Source organism: Streptomyces violascens, from assembly GCF_014649955.1.
Taxonomy (GTDB): domain Bacteria; phylum Actinomycetota; class Actinomycetes; order Streptomycetales; family Streptomycetaceae; genus Streptomyces; species Streptomyces violascens.
Map to the genome: position 1 here is coordinate 491,443 of NZ_BMUA01000001.1, position 26,565 is coordinate 518,007.

Sequence of the window (26,565 nt, forward strand, 5' to 3'; positions counted from 1 at the left end):
CGCAAGGGTGTTCGATTACCTCCCGTGGTGATCAGGGGCGTGACGACGCTCCGACCGCACCCAACGCTCCTGCCAGACAGGACATGGAGCCCTCCACTCATTTGCCCAGCTGCTGTAAGGGCATCGGGCCTGTGGACACGCGACACACCAGATGGAAGCCTCCCGGGCTACGTACCGCTTCAGGCAGCGAATGATCTCGCGCCGGGTCTTCCCTTCCGCCACACGCCGCTCGTAATACGCCTGCGTACGCGGGTCCCAGCGCAGCCGGGTCAGCACGATCCGGTACAGGGCAGCGTTGGCCTGCCGGTTTCCGCCGCGGTTGAGCGGACGATGGCATCTGCCGCCGGAGGAGTATTCAACCGGGCTTGCCCCGCACAACGCAGCGAACAACGCCTCGCTGCGCACGCGTCCGACGTTGTCTCCCATCGTGATCAACAAAACGGCGGCGCTCCGTGGCCCGATCCCCGCCGCAGCGAACAATGCGGGGTAATACAACTCGATCACCTCGGCCAGACGCTACTCCAGTTCCTGGGCCTGCACGGTGAGTTGCTCAATGCGCTCAGCCAGTGCGCGCAACGTGAACCTCGGAGCCCGCACCACAGGATCGTCATTCGCGTCGTCTTCGCCGAGGTTTGCACACGACCGGATCAGCGCTCGACGCTTCAATTCCGCCAGCTCTTCCCGCAGGGCCGGCTCGGCCGTGACCAGGATCGCCTTGAGCTGATTGACAGCCTGGGTACGGGTTCACGGCGGAATCCCTGGCCACGTTGTATATACCGGCCATCTCCACCGGACCGTTCCCCGCCTTTACGCGAGAGCAGGCGCGGCCACTGAGCACAGCACAGGTAGCGGCCTGTGCGTCGCCCTGATCAGACTTACTCCGCCGACGACGAGCCGAACGGCCCGGCCCAGGGGCCTCGACAACGTCAATCCCCCGCGACAGCAAATGCCGGGAAAGGGCTGCCCCGTAATTGCCTGATCCCTCCACCCCGGCACGCCGCACAGCACCTCACCGGGCTGCCCACTGGATGAGTTGGGAATGTCCGGCCGCGGTAGCCGGGAAGCTCTCCACGGCAAGAGTCTTCCCCATCGCAGAAATCACAGCGGCTACATGAGTATCCCGATGCGTGTCGACACCGAGAATCACCTCCTCAGCACCCTCAGGGAAATTGAAGGGAACAGCATTCGCAGCGATCGTTCAACCACCGCCTTCGGTAGTTTCACGCCAGCGTCGCCACTGGCCTGGAGGAGCGGTCGTCAGTGAGCGTGCACATTCCTCATCCAAGGCAGTCCTCTAGACACACTCCCCCGAGACAGGTCCTGCGCGCACTGCCCTGCACCGGTGATCGACGGAGGATGGTTGGGACACTTCGGCCAGAAATTACAGGAGCCAGGGGCCGGTTGACGGCAGTATCACTACCATTCTTCCCAGCCGCCCAACGCCAGCACACCGCTACCTGTGCACCAGTGAACCCCCGCGAGGCACACCCCCGCCCCGCGCAACGCGTGATCTGTACCAGCGCGAAATGTGCGCTTGCGCACATAACAGACGCCTACTGCGGCGCGTGCCCTCGATGCTGGCCATCCCAGCGGACGCTCGGGACCCGAACGCAGAGGTCCCCGCCGACGCCTCTGCCGACGGGGGCCTCATCTGTCACCAAGTCTCACAAGCGTCTCACCAACACCGTCGACGCACCTGGAGTACGGGGCCGCTACCTGCGCAAACGGCCCCGCCCTGGACCACGTGGACGCCAGAGGGCGGCCTGGCCCACCTGTGCCATGTGGGACCAGAGGGAAGCCTCCCCCCACACGCAGGGGGCGACCGACCAAGATCCGGACCAGGGGCCGACCAACTCAACGTCGCATCAGGCGATTCCACCCGTCACCCAGGTCAGCGAGCCGTCCCCGCAGCTCCGGCCGGCTTCACCCATCCGTCTTGCGGCGCAGCACCTTGGCGGCGCGGGTGACGGCGCGTGCCTCCTTGCGGTGGGCGTGTCTGCGCAGCCACCAGCCGAGCCAGGCAAGGGACTCCGCCAGGTTTTCGACATCGTTGCCGGGGCCCAGCGGGGGATCCTGGTCCAGGAGTTCCACGGCTTCCATGGTGGGGGCGAGCACCTCGTCGTCGCGTCCGACCCGGGCCAGCCGCAGGCCGAGATTGGAGAGGCCGTGGATGAGCCCGGGCAGGTGACCGCCGGGCTCTGCCGCGCTCAACCGCCGGTGGATTTCCACCACTTCACGCGTGGCGGCGAGCGCGTCGTTGTGACGGTCGGCGTCGGTGAGGCGGATGCCGAGGTTGTTCAGCGAGCGGGCGAGCCCGGCCAGGTGGGCGGTCGGGTCGGCGTCGGCGAGCTGTCGGTGCAGGGCGACGGATTCCTGCGAGGCGGCGAGTGCGTCATGGTGGCGACCGAGCGAGGCGAGACGGTTGCCGAGTGTGTCGAGTGCGTCGGCGAGCAGCGGGCGTACGAGGTGAGGAGCGGCGGACAGGCTGCGGCGGCACAGGCGCACCGCCTCGGCGCAGGACGCGAGCGATTCGGCGGGGCGGCCGCTCCAGGCCTGCACCAGTCCGAGGTTGTGCAGGGAACGCGCCAGCGCGATGACCAGGGCCGGGGTGGTCTCGGCGGCCTGCCGGGCCAGGGCGACGGCGTCGCGGAGCATGCCGAGGGCCAGACCGAGGCTGCCGTTCGAGGCCAGCCGAAGACCCTGCTCGTTGAGGCTCTGGATGCGGGCGAGTGGCGAAGGGCCGGGGGCCGCGGAGCGCCGGGCCCCAGTTTCGGACCGCACGATCAGGCCGTCTTCGGTGAGCCTGAATCCGTACCTGCGCAGCATCGCGGTCATGAAGGCGAGGAAGTCCGGGCTGCTGCGGGCGAGCCTGCGGTAGAGGACCGCGGCCTCCTGGAGATACGGACCGGATTCGGCGGCGCGGTCCTGGTGGGCGAGCTCGCGGCTGATGGACAGCAGGGCCACCCAGTGGTGGGGCAGGTCGGTGGCGGGCCGCGCGCCGGAGATCGCGCGATACCGGCCGATCGCGTCGCGCAGCGTGTCGACGGCGTCCCCATGGCGGCCCATTTCGCCGAGCTTCACTCCCAAGTCCACCAGAGCGGAGGCGAGTTCGGCTGCGAGGTCGACCGCGTTGGGGCGGCGGTCGGCCAGGCGGCGCCGTACCTCAACTGCCTCTCGTATGTGGTCGAGGGCCTCGTGGTGCCGGCCCAGTTCGGCCAGCTGGTTTCCGAGGTTGGTCAGCGAGTCGGCCAGATCGGGAAGGTGTGACTCGTCCTCGCGGGCGAGCTCGTGGTGGATGCGGACCGCTTCCTCGGCGGGGGCGACCGCCTCGCTCCGGCGCCCCAGCAATCCGGTGACTCGGGCCAGCTGCCCCAGCGACAGCGCGAGGCCGGGCAGCCGGCGATGCGGGTCCGACGCGGCCAGTCGTCGGCTCACCTCCACCAGCTCTCCGAGAAGTGCGGCCAACTCCTCGTGCTGCTCCGGGAGTTGGGTGAGCAGGTCGCAGACCTGGTAGAGCCGTGGCGCGAATCCGGAAAGGTACTGGTCAGGGTCGGCGCGCGCGAGCCGGCGGTAGTGATCGGCCTCCCGCTGCGCGTCGATCAGCTCCTGCTCGACCCTCGATGCACCCCGTCCCGCCATCAGTCCCCCGTATCCGCCGTCGCCGGTCTCGTCCCGCCCGTCACCAGGCCCCCTGATGCAGTCATGGCGTGGGAGTGGCCTGTGGTTCCACAGCGGGTCGCTGTTGGCGGTTTCCCGCCGCCCGGTGGCTCTGGGCGTCGTTGCCGATGCGGCGGGGCCTCACGTCTGCGGGAGCGGGTACCGGCGAACTCCGAGGACCGGCGCCAGGGCTGGGAATCCAATGACGACTTCACCTGGACAACGGGTGGGCATCTCTGCCGACGCTCCGCCGCCGGGCTCGGCAACGCGCGGCACGCACGGCGCCCGCTGGATCGTGGCTCCCACCCGGTACGCGGTTCGGCCCTGCGGCGGGCAGGTCAGTTCCGGGCACGGCAGCGCGAGTTCAGGGCCGGGCCAGTTGCGTGTGCCGTACAGGCGTATGTTCGTCTCATGGTTGAGCATCGCATGATCGACGTGAACGGTATCCGGCTGCACATCGCGGAGGAGGGCGAGGGGCCGCTCGTCGTGCTGCTGCACGGCTTTCCCGAGTCCTGGCACTCCTGGCGCCACCAGTTCGCACCGCTGGCCGCCGCCGGGTTCCGGGTGGTCGCCCCCGACCAGCGCGGGTATGGCCGCAGTGATCACCCGGAGAGCGTGGAGGCGTACAGCATCCTCCATCTCGTCGGTGATGTGATCGGGCTGATCCACGCTCTGGGGGAGAAGGAGGCCTTCGTCGTCGGGCACGACTGGGGTGCACCGGTGGCCTGGCACACCGCGCTGCTGCGGCCCGACGTGGTGCGCGGAGTGGCGGGGCTGAGCGTGCCACCGCCGTTCCGCGGGGACCGCCCGCCGCTCGTAGCCATGCAGGAGCGGTTCGGCGGGCGGTTCTACTGGAACTACTTCAACCGGCCCGGGGTCGCCGACGCCGAGTTCGCCAAGGACCCCCGCACCGCCCTGCGCAAGCTGTTCTACTCCGGCTCCGGTGACGCCCCCACTGCCGGTCGCCCCGACCAGGGCCTGGTGGCCGACCCGGCGCACGGCTGGCTCGCGGACATGACCGATCCCGAGGTGCTGCCGGACTGGCTCACCGAGCAGGACCTGGACGAGCTCACCGAAAGCTACGCCAAGGGCTTCACCGGCGCCCTGAACTGGTACCGCAACCTGGACCGCAACTGGGAACTGACCGCCGCCTGGCACGGCGCGGCCGTCAGTCCGCCCGCGCTGTACATGTACGGCGACCGCGACCTGGTCCCGGCCTTCCCGGGTACGCCCGAACTCATCGCAATGCTCCCCGAGTTGATGCCCAACCTGCGCCGCGAGCCGATCATGCTGCCGGGCTGCGGCCACTGGACCCAGCAAGAGCGACCCGAGGAAGTCAACGCTGCGCTGATCGAGTTCCTGACGGAGCTGCGGAACTGAGTCAGTTCGGGCCGGCTTGCGGGGCCGTCGCAGTGGGTCGAACTTCTCGACGTGGGCCGAGCCCACCGGGTGCCGTACCCGAAGCCCGCGTCGGGATCGCCCGCTCGGCGCGATGATCAGCCTTCCCGCATGGGGATAGCCATCAGCGTCACGCCTATGGGCACCGTCCCGGGCGAACGCAGCGGGCGGGCGGCGTCGCGGAGTTCCGCCGCGATGTCGGCGAGCTTGTGACAGGCCCGTTCCGATGCCTGCGGCTCGATCCACAGTTCCGCACCGACCGTCACCTTTCGCCGTCCGGACGCCGATGCCCGGTGCGCTCCTCGGGGTCAGCAGAATGCTGCCCGCACGGACGGGCCGTCGAGAAGCGTGGTGACGAGCTGGTGAGGGGGTCCGCGTGGTGGGTGCGGCCCGCACGATCACGGCCGAACTGAAGGAGGCCGGCGCCCACCCGGTCGCGGTCGACCTGAGCACGCCGGAAGGTGCCGAGGAGTTGGGGGCGCAGGCGCTCGCGGAACTCGGCGGGGTGGACTTCCTGGTCAACAATCTGGGCGGCGGCGACACGTTTACCCTCAACGGGTTCCTCGCGACCGACGACGCCCTGTGGGCGCAGAGCTTCGAGGTCAACCTGTTCGGCACGGTCCGGGTCACCCGTCGGCTGCTGCCGAGCATCCTGGAGCGCCGCGGTTCGGTGGTGAACATCTCGTCGATGAGCGCCCGTCTGCCCGGCACGGGCCCGATCGAGTACGGCGTCGCGAAGGCGGGTCTCAACGCGTTCGGCAAGGCGCTGTCCGAGGAGTTCGGCCCCCAGGGTGTACGTGTGAACACCGTCTCTCCCGGTCCGACGCGTACCGGTATGTGGGAGGACGCAGACGGCTTCGGTGCCCGCCTCGCAGAGGCGAACGGGGGTCCGCCTGCCTCGGCCGGGCGCCCTGACCGGATCGCCCGCGCACACGCCGACCCCCGCGATCACCTGGTCGCGGCGGGAGGCAGTGGGGCAGGCTTGGCGTTGTTGTCCCGTCTCACACAGCCAGGACAGGGGTCCCCGGAGCGCCGCGTCCACTCCTCGCCGACGCGGGTGGAAGGCTTGAGGCATGGCCCTTCGAGCATGGTTGGACGCCCGGACTTCCTGGCAGCCGGAGCACGCGCCCGTGCTGCTGATGATCCCGCTCGGGCTGATCGTCACCGTGTGCGTAGTGGATGTGTTGTCTCCACCGCACGTCCACCTCGGTCCACTGCTCGTGGCAGCGCCCGCCATCACGGTGGCGTTGGCCGGTGCCCGTACGACGGCGGTGATGGGGGCTCTTGCGATTGCGGCCCAGGTGTTGATCGGCGTGCTCAGGGGAGTCGCAGACACCGCCAACGTCCAGGCTCAGATCGCTGCCCTGGTCGTCGTCTCGGCCGTCTGTGTCGCCGTCTGCGTGGTGCGGGGCCGACGCGAGCAGCAGCTGCACCAGGTACGGTCGGTGGCCGAGGCGGCCCAAAGAGTGCTGTTGCAGCCGCTGCCCTCACGCGCCGGCCCGCTGCAGATCGCCGGCTTGTACATCCCCGCCGAGGAGGAAGCCGAGCTGGGCGGAGACCTCTACGCCGCCGCACGCACCTCCCACCACAGCACCCGGCTCCTCATCGGCGATGTGCGCGGCAGTGGGCTGGGCGCCATCAGCAACACCGCCCTGCTGCTCGGCGCCTTCCGCGCAGCCGCCCATCGGCAGGCCACCTTGCCCCGCCTCGCCGTCCACCTGGACGCCGCGTTCCGCTGGGACACCAGACAGTGGCGGTCACAGACCGAACAGGACACCGTCGAAGACTTCGCCACCGCCATGCTGCTCGACATCCCCGACCACGATCCGGTCGTCCACCTCATCAGCTGCGGTCACCCGCCGCCGCTCCTCCTCCGCGGGAATCGGCTCATCCCGCTCGTGGCCGAGGCGAGCCACCTTCCGATCGGATTCGGCGGGGCTTTCGGCATCGCCGACTACGACGTCCAGACGTTCCCGTTCGAGCCCGGCGACCTGCTGCTCCTCTACACCGACGGCGTCGTCGAGGCACGCAACACCGACGGACGTTTCTACCCATTTACCGAGCGCGCGCCACAGTGGACCACGGACGACCCCGACGCATTCCTGAGTCATCTCCAGGCCGACCTGCTGGCCCACGTCCACGCACACCTCGACGACGACGCGGCCGTCGTCGCAATCCGCCGTACGGCGTCTGCCCCTCCGCCATCCGCCCCGGCCCGGTGAACGAGGGCGCCGTGTGATCGATCCCGCCACAAAGCGCGCCGCGGCGCTCGGCGTGAACCCGGACGGCCGTGCCGCCGGCCCGCCCCGGTAAGCCAGGACCTGCTCATCACCCCGACCGCGGACCTGGAGAAGCACGCCTCAATGTTCCGGGCGGAGAAGGGCTGAATGGGCGCGTGCCCATGAGCGGGGCGGCCCGCACGGGCCGCCCCGCTCATGTCACCGGGCTCGGACCGATGTCGAGATGCCGGGCGGGCCGGGCTGTATGAGGGTGGGTGTGCGGTGAGCCGCCGCCGACCATCCGGATCGAGGAACAGGCAACGATGGACAGCAGCGAGGAATCCCACGCCGGCGCATCAGCGCAGGCGGTCCGGCATGCGCCCTGGCCCGGCCCAGCGGATTCGCCGGCCGGTGCCACCGAGTCACGGGTTGCCCTGCGGGTGAACGGCTTCAGCCACACCACCGAGGTGGACCACCGCACCACACTGCTTGACCTGCTGCGCGAGCGACTCGCCCTGACCGGGTCGAAGAAGGGCTGCGACCACGGTCAGTGCGGGGCGTGCACGGTCCTGGTGGACGGCCGCCGGGTCAACAGCTGTCTGCTGCTGGCCGTGGCCCAGGACGGGGCCGAGGTCGTGACCGTGGAGGGGCTCGCCGACCTGGCCGGCGAGGACGGCGACCTCCATCCGTTGCAGCGCGCGTTCCTGGACCGCGATGCCTTCCAGTGCGGGTACTGCACGCCCGGCCAGCTGTGTTCGGCCGTCGGCATGCTGGAGGAGGCCAGGGCGGGTGCGCCCTCCGCGGTCACCGACCCGCAGCAGGGGCTGGGCAGTGCGGTGCGCCTGACCGGCGAGGAGATCCGGGAACGACTGAGCGGCAACCTGTGCCGGTGCGGCGCCTATCCCCACATCGTCGAGGCAGTGCGGGACGTGATCGCGTGAAGCCGGTGTCGTACGTGCGTGCCCGGAGCGTGGAGGAGGCCACCGCCGCCCACGCCGGCCGGGGCGAGGCCCGCTACCTGGGCGGTGGCACCAATCTGGTCGACCTGATGAAGCTCGGGGTGGAGCGTCCCGAGGTCCTGGTCGACATCACGCGCCTCCCGCTCGACCAGGTGGAGGAGCAGCCGGACGGTGCTCTCCGGCTCGGTGCGACCGTACGCAACAGCGACCTTGCCGCACACCCCTTGCTGCGGGACCGGTATCCCGTGGTGTCGCAGGCCGTCCTCAGCGGCGCCTCGGGCCAGCTGCGCAACGTGGCCACCACCGGCGGGAACCTGCTTCAGCGCACCCGCTGCGCCTACTTCCAGGACGTGTCGAAACCCTGCAACAAGCGCGTTCCGGGGAGCGGTTGTGCGGCGCTCGACGGCGTCAACCACGACCACGCCGTCCTCGGTCATTCGCCGCACTGCGTCGCGACCCACCCCTCCGATCTCGCTGTGGCCCTCGCCGCGGTCGACGCCGTCGTCGAACTGGCCGGCCCCGGGGGCGGCCGGGCCGTGCCGGTCACGGACTTCCTGCGCCTGCCGGAGGACGTCCCCGAGCGGGACACCGTGATCAGCCACGGCGAACTCATCACCGCCGTGGTGTTGCCGCCTCTGCCGCCGGGCTCGGTGTCCCGCTACCGCAAGGCGCGGGAACGAGCTTCGTACGCCTTCGCACTCGCATCCGTGGCGGCCGTCCTCCGGCTGGAGGACGGCGTGGTCAGCCACCTCGGCCTCGCCTTCGGCGGCCTCGCCCATCGCCCCTGGCGCGCCCGGCGTGCCGAGGCCGCCCTTCTGGGCGCGCGGCCGACACCCGAAGCCGTCGCGCGGGCCCTCGACGCGGAGCTGGCCGAGGCCGTACCGCTGCGGGACAACGCGTACAAGGTGTCGCTCGCCCGCGATCTCGCCGCGCAGGTGCTCGGCTCGCTGACCGCTACGGCCTGAACCCCTCCGAGGAGGCATGCCGCCCGGTTCGACCCGCTAGGAGACCCGTCATGGCTTCGCAAGCGCACAACGCAGTCGGTTCACCCATCGAGCGCCGTGAGGGCGGAGCGAAGGTGAGCGGCGGCGCCCTGTACGCCACGGAGTACACGCCGCCCGGCTGTGTGTACGCCTGGCTGGTCACGGCCACCGTACCCAAGGGCAGGGTCGCCTCCCTCGACACCGCCGCCGCGCTGAAGGTGCCCGGAGTGCTCGCCGTGCTCACCCCGGACTCGGCGCCCCGGCTCGCCGACACGGACGACGCGACCCTCGCCGTGCTCCAGAATTCCGAAGTGCCGCACCACGGATGGCCGGTCGCCCTGGCGGTCGCCGAGACCCTGGAAGCGGCACGCGCCGCAGCCGGGTCGGTAGGCGTCGCATACGAGACCGAGCCCCACGAATCCGTCCTCACCGAGGACCCGCCCGGCGCCTACACCCCCGACGAGGTCAACGGCGGCCACCCCACCGAGCGCCGACGGGGCGACCCCGAGGGCCGGTTCGCCGCGGCACCGGTGAAGATCGACGCGCGCTACCGTGTGCCGCCCCTGTACAACCACCCCATGGAGCCGCACGGAGCGACCGCGAGCTGGCGGGACGGCCGCCTCACCGTGTACGACACGAGCCAGGGCGCCGACCCTGTACGCGCCGTCCTGGCCCAGGTGTTCGAGCTGCCCGAGGAACGGGTGACCGTCGTGTGCGAACACGTCGGCGGCGGGTTCGGCTCCAAGGGCACGCCCCGGCCGCACGTCGTGCTCGCCGCGATGGCGTCCCTGCACGTCCGGCGGCCCGTCAAACTCGCCCTGACCAGGCGGCAGTTGACGGAGCTCGTCGGCCACCGCGCACCGACCGACCACCGCCTGCGGCTCGGCGCCGAGCCGGACGGCACACTCACCTCGCTGATCCACGAGGTGACCACGCACACCTCCCGGATCAAGGAGTTCGTCGAGCAGGCTGCGGTGCCCGGGCGCGTGATGTACGCCGGCGCGAACAGCCTCACCGCCCACCGGGTGGCCGCGCTGGACGTGCCCACCCCGTCCTGGATGCGGGCGCCCGGGGAGGCGCCGGGCATGTACGCCCTGGAGTCCGCCGTCGACGAACTCGCCTGCGCGCTCGCCATGGACCCCATCGAGCTGCGGACGCGCAACGAGCCGGACGAAGAGCCCGACAGCGGCCGTCCGTTCAGCAGCCGGCACCTCGTCGAGTGCCTGCGCGAGGGCGCGAAGCGCTTCGGCTGGGCCGAACGTGACCACCGTGCGGGGGTCCGGCGTTCGGGGGCGTGGCTGACCGGGACCGGCGTGGCCGCCGCCACCTACCCGGTGCTGGTCTCGCCCAGCCGCGCTACCGTCACCGCCCACCCCGACGGGCTCCACGTGGTGCGGATCAACGCCACCGACATCGGCACCGGCGCCCGGACCGTCCTTGCGCAGATCGCGGCCGAGGCGCTCGGCGTCGGCGCCGAGGCGGTCCGTACGGAGATCGGCACCACGGGACTTCCCAAGGCCCCGCTCGCGGGAGGCTCGTCCGGCACCGCGTCCTGGGGCTGGGCCGTGCACGAGGCATGCCGCTCCCTGGCCCGCCGACTCCACGAGCGCTCCGGCCCCTTGCCCCCCGAGGGGCTGACGGCCTCCGCGGACACCAGGGGCACGGCGGACGCGGAGTCCCCGTACGCGCGCCACGCCTTCGGTGCCCACTTCGCCGAGGTGGGCGTGGACACGGACACGGGCGAGGTACGCGTGCGCCGCCTGCTCGGCGTGTACGCGGCGGGGCGCATCCTCAATCCGCGGACCGCCGGGTCGCAGTTCATCGGCGGCATGGTGATGGGGCTCGGCATGGCGCTCACCGAGGGCGGCCGCGTGGACCCGGCGTCGGGCGCCTTCCTCGGCAGCGACCTCGCGGGCTACCACGTCCCGGCGCACGCCGACGTGCCCGAGGTGGAGGCGCACTGGATCGACGAGGAGGACGCCCACCTCAACCCGATGGGAAGCAAGGGCATCGGGGAGATCGGCATCGTCGGAACGGCCGCCGCGATCGGCAACGCGGTGCACCACGCGACCGGCATCCGCTTCAGGGAACTCCCGCTCACGCCGGACCAGGTGCACGCCGCCGGGCGAGGACTGGTCTAGCGCGCCCGCGCATGCCGGACGAGCCCCGGTCACCATGATGGGAGCGACGGCCGACCACATCGTCGAGACCACCACCTCACCCGGTCTCTGCCCCGGCCTTCCGCCGGCCGTGCAGGCCCGCTACCGGCGCTCGCTCGGGGACGGCCACGGCGGGACCGCTCGCTCCCGACCACCGCCGGGCGGCCGAAGGCAGCCGCTCCCCGGGGAGGAGCCGACGACCTCCCCGACCTTGCCGGACTGATCACCATGAAGGGTTTTCCCTGCGACTGGGCCCCCTGGGCCATGGCTCTCGCCGTCCCCCTTGACCGCTGGTGATGCTGCTGCACCGTGCGGAGCCGATAGCGGCTCGGATGGGTGTTCGGCGTGGGGTGTGGTCGTGAGGTCGCGGCGGGCGGGGGCGGTGGGCGGCGGCCATGGCGGTCCTTGAGGCCCGGCCATGACCTCCCTCGCCCCCGCCGACACCGTCACCGCACAAGCGGCGCCGGTGCGCGCCGAGAACTGGTCCCCCTCCCCCAACCTCCGCCGACATCCACCCTTGACGCCGCTTCTTCGGGCTCCCCATACTGGCGGCCAAATCGATTTGGCCGATCGCATGTGGCTCCCGTCCGGGCCGGTCCACGGCTGAATTCCGCGCTCGCGACCCGAACGGAGCTCGCACGTGTCCCGTCCCCGCCGCATCCCGCCCCCAGCCCCCGCCCGCGTCACCGCCCCGGACTCCCCGACCCCCGCCGACCCGGCGGACACAGCCCCCGCAGCAGCCCGCACCGCAGCCGACGCGGAGCGGGCGGCGCCCCATCCCGTCGACGCGTCACGCCCGTTGGGGCGGATCCTGCTCTTCGGTGTGCAGCACGTGCTGGTCATGGCCGCCACCCCCATCTCCGCCATCTTCCTGATGAGCGCCACGCTGCGGCTGGACGCGGGTCTCACCGTCGATCTGCTCTCCGCCGCCTTCGTCCTGTCCGGCCTGGGCTCGTTGGTCCAGTCGCTCGGGCTGTGGAAGTTCGGGCCCCGGCTGCCCTTCGTCATGCTGCCGGGCGGTGCGCCGCTGGTCCTGTTCCTGGCCATCGCCGACGAGCACGGCCTGCGCGTCGCGACGGGGGCGGTCATCCTCACGGCCGTCTTCACCTTCGCCGTACTGCCGGTCTTCGCACGGCTGTTGAAGTACTTCCCGCCCCTCGTCATCGGCACGATGATCGTCATCGTCGGCGTGAATCTGGTGAAGGTCGGGGCAGGCCTGGTCACGGGGCGCCCCGGCGAGCAAGGCTTCGCAGATCCGGGCCGGCTCGGGCTCGGCCTGGCAACCATCGGGTTCACGGTTCTCGGCCACCTGCTCCTGCGCGGAGTCCTGCGCCAGCTCTCCGTCATGCTCGGCCTGATCGCCGGTACGGTCCTCGCGCTGCTGCTCGGAGACGTGAGCCTCGGGCACCTCAGCCAGGGCGGCTGGCTCGACGTGCCGCGGCTCGTGCCGTTCGGCTCGCCCCGGTTCGACGTACTGGCGGCCCTGCCGCTCATGCTCTACAGCCTGGCGTCCATGGCCGAGGCCACCGGCCAGACCGTCATCAACGCCGAGGCGGTGGGCAAGGAGATCGACCAGCGGGTGGCCGTGCCCCGGACGATCCGCGGGGACGCGCTCGTCTCGGCGCTCGGCGGCGTGTTCGGGATGCCGTTGATGGTGACGAGCGGGGAGAACATCGGGATCGTCCGCGTCACGGGGGTGCGCAGCCGCTACGTCACGGCGGCCGCCGGAGTGGTCCTCATCGCCATCGGGTTCCTCGCGCCGGTGACCCGGGCCATCAGCGTCGTCCCGGCCGCGGTGGTCGGAGGCACCGCCATGGTCGTGTTCGCGGTGATCACCGTGCTCGGCGTGCAGATGCTCGCCCGCTGCGATCTCGACCGGCACACCAACACGTTCATCTGCGCCGTCGCCCTCGCGCTCGGGCTGCTGCCCATCCTCGTACCCGACGTCTACCAGGGCTTCCCCTCGACCGTCCGCATCCTGCTCGAAAGCGGTGTCGCGGTCGGCGCGTTCGTCGCGGCCTTCCTCAACATCCTCTTCCACCACGTCGGACCGGCCCTCGCCGGCCGGCTGTCCCTACGCCCCGATCTGCGCACCGAAGGCAACCGATGAACGAGCTCATCCAGGAACGGCTGCGCACCAGCGGCCCCCTCCTCCTCATCCCCGACGCGGTCCTGCTGCCGGAAGGAGTCGTCGAGCTGTACGCGGTGGTCGTCTGCGCCGGCTCCTTCGAGGCGGTGGGACCGACCGAGGAACTGGAGCGCGCCTATCCGCATCTCCAGGCCCTGCGCCTGCCGGGCCACCTGCTCATGCCGGGCTTCGTCGACAGCCATCACCATCTGACCCAGAGCTTCGGCGCGGCCCTCGCCTTCGGCGAACCCTCCGAGATATTCCGCCGGGTGTGGGTGCCGCTCGAAGGCGCCCTGGACGAGGAGTCGGCGTATGTGGCGGCCAAGCTCGCCGCGTTGGAGTCGCTGCGCGGCGGGTTCACCACCGTCACCGACGCCGGCACGCGCGCCGATGTGGACACCGACGTCGTCGCCTGCGCCGCGCGGGACGCCGGGATCCGCTGCGTCCTCGGACTGATCTGCGACGACGCCCATGAAGGCGCCGATTCCGCCGCGGTGCTCGAACGGGCCGAGAAGCACCTGGCCGCGTACAGCGACGATCCGCTCATCCACCCCTCCCTCGCGATCTCCATCCCCGAGGCCGCCACCAACGCCACCCTGCACGCGACCGGCCGACTCGCCACCGAGGCCGGAGCGGTCGTCCAGATGCACGTCAACGAGCATCTCGCGGCGGTCGAACGCTCCCTGCTGCGCCACGGCCTGCGCCCCCTGGAACATCTCCACGGCGTCGACGCGCTCGGCCCCCATCTCCTGGCCGCCCACACCACCCTCCTGTCACCCCGCGAGGTGTCGCTCCTGGCCGACACGGGAACGGCCGTCAGCTACAACCCCGTCGCCAGTGCCTGGAAGGGCAACGCGGTGGCCCCCGCGACCGCCCTCGCCGAGCGGGGCGTCCGCTTCGGGATCGGCAGCGACGGAACCCGCGGCGACGGGTTCCGCCTCGCCGACGCGGCCGAGTTCGCGCAGCGCCTCACGTACGGCCTCGCCACGGGCGACTCGTCCTGCGGAGCGGGCCATACCTGGCTGGAGCATGCCACCACAGGAGGCGCGGACGCCGTCGGCCTCGGCGGCCACACCGGTGCCGTCGGCGTCGGCATGGCCGCCGACTTCCTCCTGGTGGACGTGTCCACGCCGGAACTCGCGCTGTCCTGGGACCTGCCCTGGGAGTTGGTGCGGCGCGGCAACCGGGACCAGATCAGCGCCGTCTTCGTGGCCGGCCGGCTGCGTCTGTGGCACGGCCGGCCCGTCGACTGGGACGGCCCCGCGCTCGTGCGCCGCGCCGCCGCGCTGGCGCGTACCGCCGTCGCAAGGGCGCCCATCACCCGCGCCCACCCCACCTCGACGGCTGCCCGCACAGCGGCGACCGCCCGGCCCCCGGCCGCCCGCACGACCACAGCGCACCCCCTCACCCAGGCAGGCGGCATCCCCGCGCAGAACGCCCCAGCACGGAACCGGAGCACCGCACAGTGACCACGCAGACCCTGGTCGTCCTGGCCATCACGGTGGGGATCGCCGCATTCGTCCAGGGCGGCAGCGGGCTCGGCTTCGCGCTGGTCGTCGCACCGGTGGCCGGCATCGTCGATCCCTCGCTCCTGCCCGTCTTCGTCCTCGCGTCGATGATCCCGCTCAACCTGTACGTCGCCTGGCGCGAACGGGCCTCGCTCGATCTGCGCGGGGCCCGCTGGATCACGGTGGCCCGGATCGCCGCCACGCCGGGCGGGCTCGCGCTGCTCTGGCTCATCCCGGACCGCAGCATCGGGCTGTTCGTCGGCGGTGCCACGGTCGCGGCGGCGCTGGTGAGCCTGGCCGCACCGGCCTTCGCGCCCAACCGTGCTGCGTACGTCGGGGCGGGCCTGGTCACGGGCCTCACGGAGACCGCGACCGGGGTCGGCGGCCCGCCGCTGGCCCTGGTCTATCAGCACCGGCCGCCCGCCGAGCTCCGCTCCACCGTCGCCGCCTGCTTCCTGGTGGGTGAAGTGGCCTCGCTCGCCCTTCTGTTCGCCACGGGGCGGGGGCGCGTCGCGGATCTGGGCTGGGCGATCGCACTGCTTCCGGCGATCGCCGCGGGGGCCTGGCTGAGCCGGTTGGTGCATCAGCGCATCGATGCCCGTCGGATGCGGCTGTTCGTGCTGGTCTTCGCGCTGGTCTCCGGCACCGTGCTCATCGCGGGTCCCTGAGCGAGGAGGCGCGCGGGACCAGGGTCGGGGCGGGCGGCGGCGCCGCGCAGGGTGCGGTCGCGGCGCCGCGCAGCCCTGCGAGGAGCAGTTCCACCGCGTCGGACGCGGCCCGGTCCAGGTGCAGGTCGACCGCCGTCAGAGGGGGTTGGCAGGTGCGGGCGCGCAGCCCGTCGTAGCGGGTGGCGACCATGACGTCGTCGGGGATGGAGCGCCCGCTGTCCCGGATGGCCCGTACCGCCCCGACGGCGAAGGCGTCCACCAGGGCGCAGACCGCGTCGGTCTCGGGGTGCGCGGCCAGCAGCGCCTTGCAGCGCTCGTACGCCTCGTCCTCGCCCCCCGTCTCGGGCCATGCCTCGACGACGGGGGCCCAGCCGTGCTCGGCGGCCAGCCGTTCGTACGCGGCGCGGGCGTCGACCGACGAGTGCCGCGAGCCCGAGCCCACGACGAGCGCCGGATGCCGGGCCCCCTGCTCCCGCAGATGCGTGAGGAGCACGCTCGTCACCCGCTCGCCCCACAGATCCACATAGGGCGCGTCGTCGTCCGCCGCGACCGGCCGGCCCAGGGCGACGTACGGCAGCCCCCGCTCGCGCAGTTGCGTCGCCGCCGCGTCGTCGACGTCGGGTTCGACGACGATGGCCCCGTCGATGTCGAGGGAGTAGAGCGCTGACCCGGACCGCACGGGCGGCACCAACACCAGCGCATAACCGTGGACGAGGGCGCTCTCCGCGGCCGCGGCGGCCACCTCCATGTAGAACCCGAGCCGCGACGGGCCGCCGGCCACCGCGAACGGCATGGACGACACCAGCGCGATGGCCTTCGCCTGGCCGGTACGCAGGCGCTGTGCACGCAAGTTGGGCCGGTAGCCGAGTTCCAGGGCGGTCTGCTTGATGCGCTCCCTGGTGCGGGGATCCACCTTGCCGAGCCCGTTGAGCGCGTGCGAGACCGTCGTACGCGACACACCCGCGACGCGCGCGACATCGGCGATCGTCGGCGGCTTGGCACCGTGGGGGGAACCGGAAGCGGGCATCTGCGGGGGCACTCCTGTGCTGGGACGGCCAACGGGACGTGGCCCCATCTTCGCCGAGGCCGTCCCGACCGGGCGAAACCGGGTGCGCGAACGCGCGAGCGGCACCGCCGTGCGGTCGTGGAGACCGGAGGGACCACACCGGTAGCGTGGGCCCATGCACGAGGTCGGCGCCACAGGTCCGCGGCCCTCCGCCGGGGATCGCCGCTTCCCCGTGTTCCACGCGGCGCGCTGCGGCGGGCTCGGTGAGCTGGACGGCCACCTGATCGGATGCCGGGCCTGTCCGCGCCTTGTCGCCTGGCGCGAGAAGGTCGCCGCGACGAAACGAGCAGGCTTCCAGGGCTGGGAGTACTGGGGCAGGCCGGTGCCGGGGTTCGGTCCGCACGATGCCCCCCTGGCGGTGGTCGGGCTCGCTCCGGCCGCTCACGGCGCCAACCGGACGGGCCGTATGTTCACCGGCGACGCTTCGGGCGACTTCCTCTTCGCGGCCCTGCACGCTGCAGGCCTCGCCTCTCGGCCCACCGCCACCGCGGCCGACGACGGCCTCGAGCTGTACGGGGTGCGGGTGACCTCCCCCGTCCACTGCGCTCCTCCCGCGAACAAGCCGACACCCGCGGAGCGGGACACGTGCCGACCGTGGCTGGCGGCCGAAATCACGCTGCTGAACCCTCGCGCGATCGTTGTCCTGGGGGGTTTCGGCTGGCAGGCGCTCCTGCCCGTCCTCTCCGACTGCGGCTGGCGACTGCCGCGCCCCCGGCCCCGGTTCGCGCACGGCAACGTAGTGACGCTGCGACGCGCGGAGCCGGATGCCGCGCGGCCGGCGGACGCGGGCCGGAGCGAACACGGCGGCCGGGCCGCGGACGACGAACTCCATGTGATCGGCTGCTACCACCCCAGCCGGCGCAACACCTTCACGGGACGCCTGACCTCCCCCATGCTCATTGACCTGCTCCACCAGGCCGCGCACCTCGCGGGCCTGGGCGGGCGCGCGGACGCACTCGGCCCCAGGCCGGGCCCGCCGAGCTCCTGACCGTCCGCAGCGCCTTGTCCACGGCGTCCGGAACGCGCGCCGGACACTCCGGGCGGTCGCGGCGACCGCCTCGCGCCTCAGACCCCTCCGCCGCCGAACACTCCGAGGATGCGCTCCGCGGCGAGCGTGGCCGTCAACTCGCCGTTGCGGACCTGTTGTTCGAGGGTGGGTGCCAGGGACCGTACCTCGGGATCCGCGTGGAGGCGGCCGAGCAGCTCGTCGCGGACCATCGTCCAGGTCCAGTCGACCTGCTGCTCGCGGCGCTTGGCGGCGAGCCGGCCGGTCGAGTCGAGCAGGGTGCGGTGTGCTTCGACGCGCTCCCAGACGGTGTCGAGGCCGGTCGATTCGCGGGCGCTGCAGGAGAGGACGGGGGGTGTCCAGGCCGCGTCCATGGGGTGCATCAGGCGCAGGGCGCCCGCCAGTTCGCGGCCCGCGGCCCTGGCGTCGCGCTCGTGCGGGCCGTCCGCCTTGTTCACGGCGATCACGTCGGCCAGCTCCAGGACGCCCTTCTTGATGCCCTGCAGCTGGTCGCCGGTGCGGGCCAGGGTGAGCAGCAGGAAGGTGTCGACCATGTTCGCGACCGCGGTCTCCGACTGGCCGACGCCGACCGTCTCCACCAGGATCACGTCGTAGCCCGCCGCCTCCATCACCACGATGGACTCCCGCGTCGCCTTGGCCACCCCGCCGAGCGTGCCGGCGGTGGGCGAGGGGCGTACGAAGGCGGCGGGGTCGACGGCGAGGCGTTCCATGCGGGTCTTGTCGCCCAGGATGGAGCCGCCCGTGCGGGTCGAGGACGGGTCGACGGCCAGGACCGCGACCCGGTGCCCGAGCGAGGTCAGCATCGTGCCGAGCGCGTCGATGAACGTCGACTTGCCGACACCGGGTACCCCGCTGATGCCCACCCGCCGGGCCTTTCCGCTGTGCGGGAGCAGGTGGGTGAGCAGGGACTGCGCCAGGGTCCGGTGGTCGGGCCGGGTGGACTCGACGAGGGTGATGGCGCGGGCGATGTGCGCCCGCTTCCCGTCGAGTACGCCCTTCACATAGGTGTCGAGGTCGATGGCCATGGGGCTCAGAGGTCGTGTCCGAGTTCGGCGGCGAGCTTGTCGACCAGGTCGTACGCCGCGTCCGGGATGACCGTGCCCGGCGGGAAGACCGCGGTTGCGCCCATCTCCAGAAGGGTCGGCACGTCCTGCGGGGGGATCACGCCGCCCACCACGATCATGATGTCCTCGCGTCCCTCCTCGGCCAGTTGCTCGCGCAGCGCCGGTACGAGGGTGAGGTGCCCGGCGGCCAGTGAGGACACGCCGACGATGTGCACGTCGGCCTCGACGGCCTGGCGTGCGACCTCGGCCGGGGTCTGGAACAGCGGGCCGACGTCCACGTCGAAGCCGAGGTCGGCGAAGGCGGTGGCGATGACCTTCTGGCCGCGGTCGTGGCCGTCCTGGCCCATCTTGGCGACCAGGATGCGCGGACGCCGCCCCTCGGCCTCCTCGAAGGCGTCCACCCTGGTCCGCGTGCGCTCCACGGACGGCGACTCCCCTGCCTCGTTGCGGTACACACCGGAGATCGTACGGATCTGGCTGGAGTGGCGGCCGTACACCTTCTCCAGGGCGTCGGAGATCTCGCCGACGGTGGCCTTGGCGCGGGCCGCGCGCACGGCGAGTTCGAGGAGGTTGCCCTCGCCGCCCGCCGCCCGGGTGAGGGCGTCGAGGGCGTCCCGGCACGCGGTCTCGTCGCGCTCGGCGCGCAGCCGGCGCAGCTTCTCGATCTGCCGGCCGCGGACCGAGGAGTTGTCGACCTTGAGGACGTCGATCTGCTCGTCGCTGTCGACGCGGTACTTGTTCACGCCGATGACCGGCTGACGGCCGGAGTCGATCCGGGCCTGGGTGCGGGCCGCGGCCTCCTCGACACGCAGCTTCGGGATGCCCGCGTCGATGGCCTGCGCCATGCCGCCGGCCGCCTCGACCTCCTCGATGTGCTGCCAGGCCCGCCGTGCCAGGTCGTACGTCAGCTTCTCGACGTAAGCGCTGCCGCCCCACGGGTCGATGACCCGGGTGGTTCCCGACTCCTGCTGGATGAGTAGCTGGGTGTTGCGGGCGATGCGCGCCGAGAAGTCGGTGGGCAGCGCGAGCGCCTCGTCCAGGGCGTTGGTGTGCAGCGACTGGGTGTGGCCCTGGGTGGCGGCCATCGCCTCCACACACGTACGGGTCACGTTGTTGAAGACGTCCTGTGCGGTCAGCGACCACCCCGAGGTCTGCGAATGGGTGCGCAGCGAAAGGGACTTGGTGTTCTTCGGGTCGAACTGCTTGACCAGCCTCGCCCACAGCAGGCGCGCGGCCCGCATCTTGGCGATCTCCATGAAGAAGTTCATGCCGATCGCCCAGAAGAAGCTCAGCCGCGGCGCGAACGCGTCCACGTCGAGGCCCGCCTCCTGCCCGGCCCGCAGATACTCCACACCGTCGGCCAGCGTGTAGGCCAGCTCCAGGTCGGCCGTCGCCCCGGCCTCCTGGATGTGGTAGCCGGAGATGGAGATGGAGTTGTAGCGCGGCATCCGCTGCGAGGTGAAGGCGAAGATGTCGGAGATGATCCGCATCGACGGCTTCGGCGGATAGATGTAGGTGTTGCGGACCATGAACTCCTTGAGGATGTCGTTCTGGATGGTCCCGGCCAGCTTCTCCGGCGGTACGCCCTGCTCCTCGGCCGCCACGATGTACAGCGCGAGGACGGGCAGCACGGCGCCGTTCATCGTCATCGACACGGTCATCCTGTCGAGCGGGATGCCGTCGAAGAGCTGCCGCATGTCATAGATCGAGTCGATGGCCACGCCGGCCATGCCGACGTCACCGGTCACCCTCGGGTGGTCGCTGTCGTAGCCGCGGTGGGTGGGCAGGTCGAAGGCGACGGACAGGCCCTTCTGCCCGGCCGCGAGGTTGCGCCGGTAGAAGGCGTTGGACTCCTCGGCCGTGGAGAACCCGGCGTACTGCCGGATCGTCCAGGGCTGGTTGACGTACATCGTCGGGTAGGGCCCGCGCAGGTAGGGCGCGATGCCCGGGTACGTGCCGAGGAAGTCGAGGCCTTCCAGGTCGTGCCCGGTGTAGAGCGGCTTGACCGCGATGCCCTCGGGGGTCTCCCAGAGCGGCTCGCTGCCGGCCGCCTGGGTGAGGGCCGCACGCCATGCGTCGGCGGAGCCTTCGGCGCGGGGCGCCCCGAGGTCGACCCCGGAGAAGTCGGGGATTCCCATCAGGACACTCCCATGCGGTCGAGGGTGGTGGAGAGCAGGGCGACGGCGTCGCAGCCCGCGAAGACGTACGCGTCCACATCGCTGTACTGCCCGGGACGACCGGCGAGGAACACCTGTGTGGCGCCTGCCGACTTGAGGGTGCCGGCGGCGGCCGCCGCCTGTTCCTCGTACAGCGCGTCACTGGAGCAGAGACAGGACTCGGTGGCGCCGGACGCGCGGAACGCCTCGGCGGTGGCGTCCCCGGTGACCGGTTCGATGCCGCCCGCCTGGAACAGGTTGGCGGCGAAGGTCGCCCGCGCGGTGTGGGCGGCGGCCGGTCCCAGGGTGGCCAGGAAGATGCGCGGCCGCGAGCCGGTGGCCGCGAGGTGCGCGTCGGAGCGGGCGCGCAGGGCCTCGAACGCCTCGTCGCGCCGCACCCGGGGCAGCCCTCCGGACGGCGCCGGGGCCGCGGGCGCCCGCTCGACCGGGGGCTCGGCGAGGTTGGGGAACTCGCTGACGCCGGTGATGGGTTCGCGGCGCTTGGCGAGCTGGGCGGAGCGTACGGCCCAGGTGTTCGCCAGGTCCTCGCCGATGAAGCCGGAGCGCAGGGCGGACGCCTGGCCCCCCGCGCGCTCGATCCGTCGGAAGAACTCCCAGCCCGCGTGGGCGAGTTCATCGGTGAGCCGCTCGACGTACCAGGAGCCACCCGCAGGGTCGATCACCCGGGCCAGATGCGACTCCTCGACCAGGATCGACGAAGTGTTGCGGGCGATGCGGCGCGCGAACGCGTCGGGCAGCCCCAGCGCGTGGTCGAAGGGCAGCACGGTGACGGCGTCCGCGCCGCCGACCCCGGCGGCCAGCGTGGCGACCGTGGTGCGCAGCATGTTCACCCACGGGTCGCGGCGCGACATCATCACGGGCGAGGTGACGGCGTGCTGGATCTGCGCCGCCGGGGCGCCGCAGACCTCGGTGACGCGCGCCCAGAGCCTGCGGGCGGCCCGCAGCTTGGCGATCGTCAGGAACTGGTCGGCGGTGGCCGCGTACCGGAACTCCAGCTGGGCGGCGGCCTGTTCGGCCGTGAGCCCCGCCTCGGTCAGCTCCCGCAGGTAGGCGACACCGGTCGCGAGCGAGCAGCCCAGCTCCTGCGCGGCAGAGCCGCCGGCTTCGTGGTACGGCAGGGCGTCCACGGTCAGGGCGCGCAGCCCCGGGTACGCGTCGGCACACTGCCGCGCGAGCCCGGCCACGGGTGCGAAGCCGAACGCCTCTCCGGTACGCGCCTCGTGGCCCAGCGGATCGGCCCCGAGGTTGCCCCGTGCCGCCTCCCTGGCGACCCCGCGCTCCTCGTACAGGCGGAGCAACTCCCGTGCGGCGGGCTCGACTTGAGACCCCGCGTCCAGGGCGACGGCCGCGAGATCGAGGTACACACCTTCCAGGACCTGGGGCAGGCGCTCCACCGGGAACCCGCCGTCGCCGGCGACGAGCCACAGCGAGGTGACCCCGTTCTCCAGGTCGGCGAGCACCGCACCGTCCGCGACCGCGGTGTGCCGCTGCCGCACGTCCCAGCCGCCGGTGGTGCTCCCCTCGACGCGGCCACCGCGTACGAAAGGTGCAAAACCGGGGAAACCGGGATCGGGCACGGAGTCGTCCGCCGTGTAGAGGGGACGCGTACCGAGCCCGTCCTCCAACGCGGTGGACAGGGCGTCTTCGGCTGCCGCACCCGAGAGTTCCTTGCCCGACTTGCGCAGTACGCCTTCCACAAGGCGCTGCCACTGCTCATGTGTCGCATCAGGAAACTCGGCTGCCAGCGAAAGCCCGTCGTCAGGCAGGACCGTCATGCTCGAATGCTAGGCCAGTCCCACAAAGGAGCAGCAGTGCACAGGGCTGTGACCTTGCACTCTCCCGATCACCCTTGATCCCTGGACTGTTTCCCCGCTAGGGGAGTACGCAGGTGTCGGCCGGTGCCGGGTGGCGCGGTGGCGTCCGTGGTGGGAGCCGGCCCGCGCTGTGCCGCGCCGGAATGCCGCGGGAGGCGTTCCCCCGAGGCTGGGCCATACCGGGGAACCTGATGGCGACCGCGCGTGGGGTGGGCGGGAGCGGGCACTGTCCGGGCAGCGCCACATCCGTGCGCCCCTCACACTGGAGACATCACATCGTGCGATCCATCAGACGAACCGTCACCGTCGCTGTTCTGACAGCCGTAGTACTGTGCACCACCTCGCTGACGTCGGCCTTCGCCGAGGACGCGGGCCCCGCCGGCGGACTCGGCCCCCTGGCCACCGGTGCCGACTTCCTGACGAAGACCCTCGTGTCGGTCGCCGGCCTACGTTAGCCACGAGCGCCTCCTCACGGCCTCGCAGCATGAAGTCCGGTCGCGTGCCGGGGCGTTGACCCCCAGCAGTGCGACTTCATGCGTGATGTACCCACCGCCCGGGCCCGGGCGCCGCTTCGTTGCGGTGCCCGGGCCCGGGCGCACGATTGCGGTTGGGTTGCGGTCCGCGTTCACGTCGTTGCCCGGACGGGGCAGGGGGCGTTGACGGATCGTGGACCACCTGTCTGAGTCGAAGCCCGTCCATGCCGGGCTGCCGGACGTGTACTGGCTGAAGAGTTCGCGGCGCGAGCAGGGGAACCACTGCCCGAACGGGCCCGAGCGGCCGACGGACCTCCGGCTGGAGATACTGCACTCCGTCATGACCGGGTTCGCCGCCGGCACGGTCGTGGTCGCGACGGTGGTGTCGGTCTGCGGCAAATGAGCCCGGCTGCCGACCCGCACTTGCCCGATGCACGGGGCGTCGCGCCCTACTCCGTTCATTCATACGGGGGTTGGAGCAACCGAGCCGACATCGATCAGCCCCCGATCTCCCACGACACCCCCTGCGCCTCCTGGGGGTCACCGTCCGTGTTTACGATCAAGGTGCTTCCGCGAGGCGTGCGAAGTGGCTTCACGGAGCAGGTTGATGCACTGGAAAACCCCGAAATGCCCTGATATGAATCGGTCGGTTCGGGGCCCCCACACAGAGCAAGGAGCACGGGCATGGACAAGCGGTATGAGCCGGGGCGGCGGACGGTACTGGGAGCTGCGGCCCTGGGAGCCGGGGCCGCGGTACTGGCCGGAGCGGGACAGGCGAACGCGGCCGCCACGGGGCCGGCGGAGCGGTCGACGCCCGCCGAGCCGCCCGTGAAGCTGCCCGTGCCGTTCGTCATCGCCCACCGTGGCGCCAGCGGCTACCGCCCGGAGCACACCTTCGGCTCCTACCAACTCGCCCTCGACATGGGAGCGGACGTCATCGAGGCCGGTGACCTCGTCCCCACCAAGGACGGGCACCTGGTCTGCCGGCACGAGCCCGACATCTCCGCCACCACCGACGTCGCGGACCACCACGAGTTCGCCGGCCGCAAGACCACCAAGACCGTGGACGGCACGAAGATCACCGGCTGGTTCACCGAGGACTTCACGCTCGCCGAGCTGAAGACCCTGCGCGCCAAGGAGCGCATCCCCGCGGTCCGCCAGCACAACACCCTGTACAACGGGCGCTGGGAGGTGCCCACCTTCGAAGAGGTCCTCCAGTGGGCCGAGCGCGAGGGGCGCCGCCGCGGCCGCCCCGTCTGGATCTACCCCGAGACCAAGCACCCCACCTACTTCCGCAAGCTGGGCCTGGGCGTCGAGGAGCCGCTCGCCAAGCTGCTGCGCCGCTACGGCCGGCACACCGCGCACGCTCCGATCATCCTGCAGTCCTTCGAGCCCAGCAGCCTCAGGCGGCTCAGCGAACTGGGGGTGCAGTGCGCCAAGACCGTCCTGCTCGACGAGCCGTCCGTCAGGCCCGCGGACTTCGTCGAGTCCGGCGACCCGCGCACCACCGCCGACCTCCTCACGCCCGAGGGTCTCCGGTGGATCGCCGGCTTCGCCCAGGGCATCGGCCCCTGGCTGCCGCAGATCATCGCGCAGGACGACCAGGGCAAACTCGGCAAGCCCACCACGCTCGTCCGCGACGCGCACGCCGCGGGACTGTTCCTCACCCCGTACACCGTGCGGAACGAGAACAGCTTCCTGCCGCTCGACTTCCGGGTCGGCAACAACCCCGGCGACTACGGCAACTCACTGGCGTACTTCAAGGCACTCTTCGCGACCGGCATCGACGGCCTGTTCTCGGACGACCCGGACACCGCGCTTCTGGCCGCCGAGGAATTCCGCCGCCACTGACCGTCCCCCGCGCCCCGGCCCGGCACCGGGCTCCCTCCCACTCCGCGTACTCACGCGAGTGGGAATGTCTCAGGGGGCTCGGCGCCGGCCCGTTCCGCTTGCCCGGCCACCGGGCCTCGACGCGGTGTACGCCAGTGCCGGTCCTCAGGAATGGCTGAGTACGTTGACGACCCGGCCGTTCGGGTCCCGGACGAAGAAGCGGCGCACGCCCCACTCCTCGTCCGTGAGAGGGTGGACGATCTCGGCGCCGCGCTCCACCATCGCCCGGTACACCGCGTCGACGTCCTCGACCTCGATGCTCACGTCCGGCGTGACCGGGGCCGTCTGGTCCTTGGTCATCAGACTCAGCTGCACGGCGGGATCGTCCGTGGAGGCAAGCGTGACGATCCAGCCGTGGTTCATCACTTCCTCGAACCCGAGCACACCGTAGAAGTCGGAACTCTCGGCAAGGGCCTGGCCCTCGGACCGGAAGTTGGGAACGATCCGGCGAACGTACATGAGCCACTCCGTGGGACGCAGGAACGTACGGAACCCCCACGCTACCCAAACCTCGGTGGCTCCCTCACCTTCCCCACGGCCGAGTAGCCGACGCCGCGGACAGCAACTCAGGCCATCCGAACGCCATTTGATGCTGCGCCAGAAGAACTGCCTTCCCCGGCCAGGCCCGTCAGATGGAGCGCTCGCAGCATGGCCGGGAGATCCCAGTGGTCGTATGCGGAAGCGGTGACCAAGGACTCCAGCGCTTCCGGGGTCAGCTCATACCGTTCGGCTCGGTTCAAGACGGTGCCCGGCTCGTCTCCCTCGCCCTCGCCGAGGTCGAGGGCTTGCACGACGTCGTTCCGGTCGGCGAACCGGCTCATCCCGCAGTCCAGGCCGTCGTCGTCGAGGTCGTCCGGGTACGGGGCACGCGACCAGGCGCCGTTCTCGTACCAGTAGACACAGCCGAGTTCATATCCTTCGAGCAGGTCGCGGAGCTTGTCGTGGGGGAGCCAGTCGGGTGCGCCGGCGAGCATGTCGATGGCGGGCTTGTGCCACTTGACGGCGCTCGACTCGTCTTCGCCATAGAGCACGAACCGGCCCTCGCCCATCCTGGCCAGCGTCCACCACGTACACCCGCAGTCGTCGAGGTGGAGACCGCCGGTGTCGATCCAGCAGCCCGTGCGGTGCACCGACGGCGTCTCCTCGCCCTCGGTCGTCGCCTCCAGTACCGCGAGCAGGCCCCATCGTGCCCAGAGGGTCTCGGGCCGCGGCAGGTCGCCGGGCATGCCCGGACGCCGAATCGTCATGTCGTACCCCCGTGGGAAGGTGTCGTCGCCAAGTGCGCGATCGAGCCTAGCGGGCTTGCGGGCCAGGTCAGGCAGGGCGTCAGCCGATCTGAACCGGTGGCTCGGCCGTGCACGGAGGCAACCCGTTC

Annotated in this window: 21 protein-coding genes and 2 pseudogenes; 14 read left to right on the forward strand and 9 right to left on the reverse strand. The window is 71.5% G+C overall.

Annotated features, from left to right (window positions below; all coding sequences use genetic code 11):
- Positions 1 to 15: 15 nt before the first annotated feature.
- Both IE206_RS43535 and IE206_RS02265 read right to left on the reverse strand, forming a co-directional pair.
- Entirely contained in the window at positions 16 to 426 is a 411-nt protein-coding gene (locus IE206_RS43535) for a transposase (RefSeq protein ID WP_373300863.1), read from the reverse strand.
- A 1,497-nt stretch (positions 427 to 1,923) separates the two neighbouring features.
- Positions 1,924 to 3,639, reverse strand: a complete 1,716-nt coding sequence (locus IE206_RS02265) for a tetratricopeptide repeat protein (RefSeq protein WP_189960065.1) — start codon at positions 3,637 to 3,639, stop codon at positions 1,924 to 1,926.
- A 429-nt stretch (positions 3,640 to 4,068) separates the two neighbouring features.
- Between IE206_RS02265 and IE206_RS02270 the strand changes: the two genes are divergently transcribed.
- Positions 4,069 to 5,037, forward strand: a complete 969-nt coding sequence (locus tag IE206_RS02270; protein WP_226598652.1) for an alpha/beta fold hydrolase — start codon at positions 4,069 to 4,071, stop codon at positions 5,035 to 5,037.
- A 116-nt stretch (positions 5,038 to 5,153) separates the two neighbouring features.
- Here IE206_RS02270 and IE206_RS02275 read toward each other — a convergent pair whose 3' ends face one another.
- Positions 5,154 to 5,321, reverse strand: a complete 168-nt coding sequence (locus tag IE206_RS02275) for a hypothetical protein (RefSeq protein WP_189960067.1) — start codon at positions 5,319 to 5,321, stop codon at positions 5,154 to 5,156.
- Positions 5,322 to 5,434: 113 nt separating this feature from the next.
- Between IE206_RS02275 and IE206_RS02280 the strand changes: the two are divergent.
- From IE206_RS02280 to IE206_RS02315, 9 genes and pseudogenes are all read left to right on the forward strand, one after another.
- Positions 5,435 to 5,974 (forward strand): annotated as a pseudogene (locus IE206_RS02280) (SDR family oxidoreductase); the annotation flags it as partial.
- Positions 5,975 to 6,128: 154 nt separating this feature from the next.
- Complete coding sequence (locus IE206_RS02285; protein ID WP_189960069.1) at positions 6,129 to 7,277, forward strand: PP2C family protein-serine/threonine phosphatase; 1,149 nt, start codon at positions 6,129 to 6,131, stop codon at positions 7,275 to 7,277.
- Positions 7,278 to 7,597: 320 nt separating this feature from the next.
- On the forward strand, positions 7,598 to 8,215 hold the full coding sequence (locus tag IE206_RS02290; RefSeq protein WP_189960071.1) for a 2Fe-2S iron-sulfur cluster-binding protein: 618 nt from the start codon (positions 7,598 to 7,600) through the stop codon (positions 8,213 to 8,215).
- Positions 8,212 to 9,198, forward strand: a complete 987-nt coding sequence (locus IE206_RS02295) for an FAD binding domain-containing protein (protein WP_189960074.1) — start codon at positions 8,212 to 8,214, stop codon at positions 9,196 to 9,198. Before IE206_RS02290 ends, IE206_RS02295 begins: the two co-directional genes overlap by 4 nt.
- 50 nt (positions 9,199 to 9,248) lie before the next feature.
- Positions 9,249 to 11,357, forward strand: a complete 2,109-nt coding sequence (locus IE206_RS02300; protein WP_189960076.1) for a xanthine dehydrogenase family protein molybdopterin-binding subunit — start codon at positions 9,249 to 9,251, stop codon at positions 11,355 to 11,357.
- A gap of 31 nt (positions 11,358 to 11,388) precedes the next feature.
- Positions 11,389 to 11,598: pseudogene (locus IE206_RS43540) on the forward strand (imine reductase family protein); the annotation flags it as partial.
- A gap of 417 nt (positions 11,599 to 12,015) precedes the next feature.
- Positions 12,016 to 13,485 carry a uracil-xanthine permease family protein gene (locus IE206_RS02305; protein WP_226598655.1) on the forward strand — a complete coding sequence of 490 codons (1,470 nt, stop codon included), beginning with the start codon at positions 12,016 to 12,018 and terminating at the stop codon, positions 13,483 to 13,485.
- Positions 13,482 to 14,972, forward strand: a complete 1,491-nt coding sequence (locus IE206_RS02310; protein WP_189960085.1) for an amidohydrolase family protein — start codon at positions 13,482 to 13,484, stop codon at positions 14,970 to 14,972. The genes IE206_RS02305 and IE206_RS02310 overlap by 4 nt, the downstream gene beginning before the upstream one ends.
- Entirely contained in the window at positions 14,969 to 15,679 is a 711-nt protein-coding gene (locus IE206_RS02315; RefSeq protein ID WP_189960087.1) for a sulfite exporter TauE/SafE family protein, read from the forward strand. The genes IE206_RS02310 and IE206_RS02315 overlap by 4 nt, the downstream gene beginning before the upstream one ends.
- Here the strand turns inward: IE206_RS02315 and IE206_RS02320 are convergent.
- The gene (locus IE206_RS02320; protein ID WP_189960089.1) at positions 15,663 to 16,706 is read right to left on the reverse strand and encodes a LacI family DNA-binding transcriptional regulator; all 1,044 of its coding nucleotides are present in this window, start codon (positions 16,704 to 16,706) and stop codon (positions 15,663 to 15,665) included. The genes IE206_RS02315 and IE206_RS02320 overlap by 17 nt on opposite strands.
- A 154-nt stretch (positions 16,707 to 16,860) precedes the next feature.
- Between IE206_RS02320 and IE206_RS02325 the strand changes: the two genes are divergently transcribed.
- Positions 16,861 to 17,733, forward strand: coding sequence for a uracil-DNA glycosylase (locus IE206_RS02325; protein WP_189960090.1), 873 nt, complete (start codon positions 16,861 to 16,863; stop codon positions 17,731 to 17,733).
- 77 nt (positions 17,734 to 17,810) lie between these two features.
- Here the strand turns inward: IE206_RS02325 and meaB are convergent, their stop codons facing one another.
- Genes meaB through IE206_RS02340 form a run of 3 tightly spaced genes read right to left on the reverse strand, consistent with a single transcriptional unit; the run spans position 17,811 to position 22,788 of the window.
- The gene (gene meaB / locus IE206_RS02330; protein WP_189960092.1) at positions 17,811 to 18,797 is read right to left on the reverse strand and encodes a methylmalonyl Co-A mutase-associated GTPase MeaB; all 987 of its coding nucleotides are present in this window, start codon (positions 18,795 to 18,797) and stop codon (positions 17,811 to 17,813) included.
- Positions 18,798 to 18,802: 5 nt separating this feature from the next.
- Positions 18,803 to 20,974: a methylmalonyl-CoA mutase gene (gene scpA, locus IE206_RS02335; protein ID WP_189960094.1), complete on the reverse strand. Its 2,172-nt coding sequence runs from the start codon at positions 20,972 to 20,974 to the stop codon at positions 18,803 to 18,805.
- Entirely contained in the window at positions 20,974 to 22,788 is a 1,815-nt protein-coding gene (locus tag IE206_RS02340; RefSeq protein ID WP_189960096.1) for a methylmalonyl-CoA mutase subunit beta, read from the reverse strand. The genes scpA and IE206_RS02340 overlap by 1 nt, the downstream gene beginning before the upstream one ends.
- A gap of 317 nt (positions 22,789 to 23,105) precedes the next feature.
- On the opposite strand from IE206_RS02340, the gene IE206_RS02345 reads away from it, so the two are divergent.
- The 3 genes from IE206_RS02345 (at position 23,106) to IE206_RS02355 (ending at position 25,151) form a co-directional block, all read left to right on the forward strand.
- Positions 23,106 to 23,282 carry a hypothetical protein gene (locus IE206_RS02345; RefSeq protein ID WP_189960098.1) on the forward strand — a complete coding sequence of 59 codons (177 nt, stop codon included), beginning with the start codon at positions 23,106 to 23,108 and terminating at the stop codon, positions 23,280 to 23,282.
- Positions 23,283 to 23,493: 211 nt separating this feature from the next.
- Entirely contained in the window at positions 23,494 to 23,703 is a 210-nt protein-coding gene (locus IE206_RS02350; RefSeq protein ID WP_189960100.1) for a hypothetical protein, read from the forward strand.
- A 281-nt stretch (positions 23,704 to 23,984) separates the two neighbouring features.
- Positions 23,985 to 25,151 (forward strand): glycerophosphodiester phosphodiesterase, encoded by a 1,167-nt coding sequence (locus IE206_RS02355; protein WP_189960102.1) that lies wholly within the window; start codon positions 23,985 to 23,987, stop codon positions 25,149 to 25,151.
- 144 nt (positions 25,152 to 25,295) lie between these two features.
- On the opposite strand, the gene IE206_RS02360 is transcribed toward IE206_RS02355, so the two are convergent.
- Both IE206_RS02360 and IE206_RS02365 read right to left on the reverse strand, forming a co-directional pair.
- Positions 25,296 to 25,649, reverse strand: coding sequence for a VOC family protein (locus tag IE206_RS02360; RefSeq protein WP_189960104.1), 354 nt, complete (start codon positions 25,647 to 25,649; stop codon positions 25,296 to 25,298).
- A gap of 107 nt (positions 25,650 to 25,756) precedes the next feature.
- Positions 25,757 to 26,437 (reverse strand): hypothetical protein, encoded by a 681-nt coding sequence (locus tag IE206_RS02365; RefSeq protein ID WP_189960106.1) that lies wholly within the window; start codon positions 26,435 to 26,437, stop codon positions 25,757 to 25,759.
- Positions 26,438 to 26,565 lie beyond the last annotated feature (128 nt).

Bases quoted from the DNA above. Each gene is read 5' to 3' on its own strand.
- IE206_RS02320 (WP_189960089.1), bottom strand. From the start codon at position 16,706: ATGCCCGCTTCCGGTTCCCCCCACGGTGCCAAGCCGCCGACGATCGCC.
- meaB (WP_189960092.1), bottom strand. From the start codon at position 18,797: ATGGCCATCGACCTCGACACCTATGTGAAGGGCGTACTCGACGGGAAG.
- IE206_RS02270 (WP_226598652.1), top strand. From the start codon at position 4,069: ATGGTTGAGCATCGCATGATCGACGTGAACGGTATCCGGCTGCACATC.
- IE206_RS02310 (WP_189960085.1), top strand. From the start codon at position 13,482: ATGAACGAGCTCATCCAGGAACGGCTGCGCACCAGCGGCCCCCTCCTC.
- IE206_RS02340 (WP_189960096.1), bottom strand. From the start codon at position 22,788: ATGACGGTCCTGCCTGACGACGGGCTTTCGCTGGCAGCCGAGTTTCCT.
- IE206_RS02290 (WP_189960071.1), top strand. From the start codon at position 7,598: ATGGACAGCAGCGAGGAATCCCACGCCGGCGCATCAGCGCAGGCGGTC.
- IE206_RS02360 (WP_189960104.1), bottom strand. From the start codon at position 25,649: ATGTACGTTCGCCGGATCGTTCCCAACTTCCGGTCCGAGGGCCAGGCC.
- scpA (WP_189960094.1), bottom strand. From the start codon at position 20,974: ATGGGAATCCCCGACTTCTCCGGGGTCGACCTCGGGGCGCCCCGCGCC.
- IE206_RS02265 (WP_189960065.1), bottom strand. From the start codon at position 3,639: ATGGCGGGACGGGGTGCATCGAGGGTCGAGCAGGAGCTGATCGACGCG.
- IE206_RS02285 (WP_189960069.1), top strand. From the start codon at position 6,129: ATGGCCCTTCGAGCATGGTTGGACGCCCGGACTTCCTGGCAGCCGGAG.
- IE206_RS02365 (WP_189960106.1), bottom strand. From the start codon at position 26,437: ATGACGATTCGGCGTCCGGGCATGCCCGGCGACCTGCCGCGGCCCGAG.
- IE206_RS43535 (WP_373300863.1), bottom strand. From the start codon at position 426: ATGGGAGACAACGTCGGACGCGTGCGCAGCGAGGCGTTGTTCGCTGCG.
- IE206_RS02355 (WP_189960102.1), top strand. From the start codon at position 23,985: ATGGACAAGCGGTATGAGCCGGGGCGGCGGACGGTACTGGGAGCTGCG.
- IE206_RS02325 (WP_189960090.1), top strand. From the start codon at position 16,861: ATGCACGAGGTCGGCGCCACAGGTCCGCGGCCCTCCGCCGGGGATCGC.
- IE206_RS02300 (WP_189960076.1), top strand. From the start codon at position 9,249: ATGGCTTCGCAAGCGCACAACGCAGTCGGTTCACCCATCGAGCGCCGT.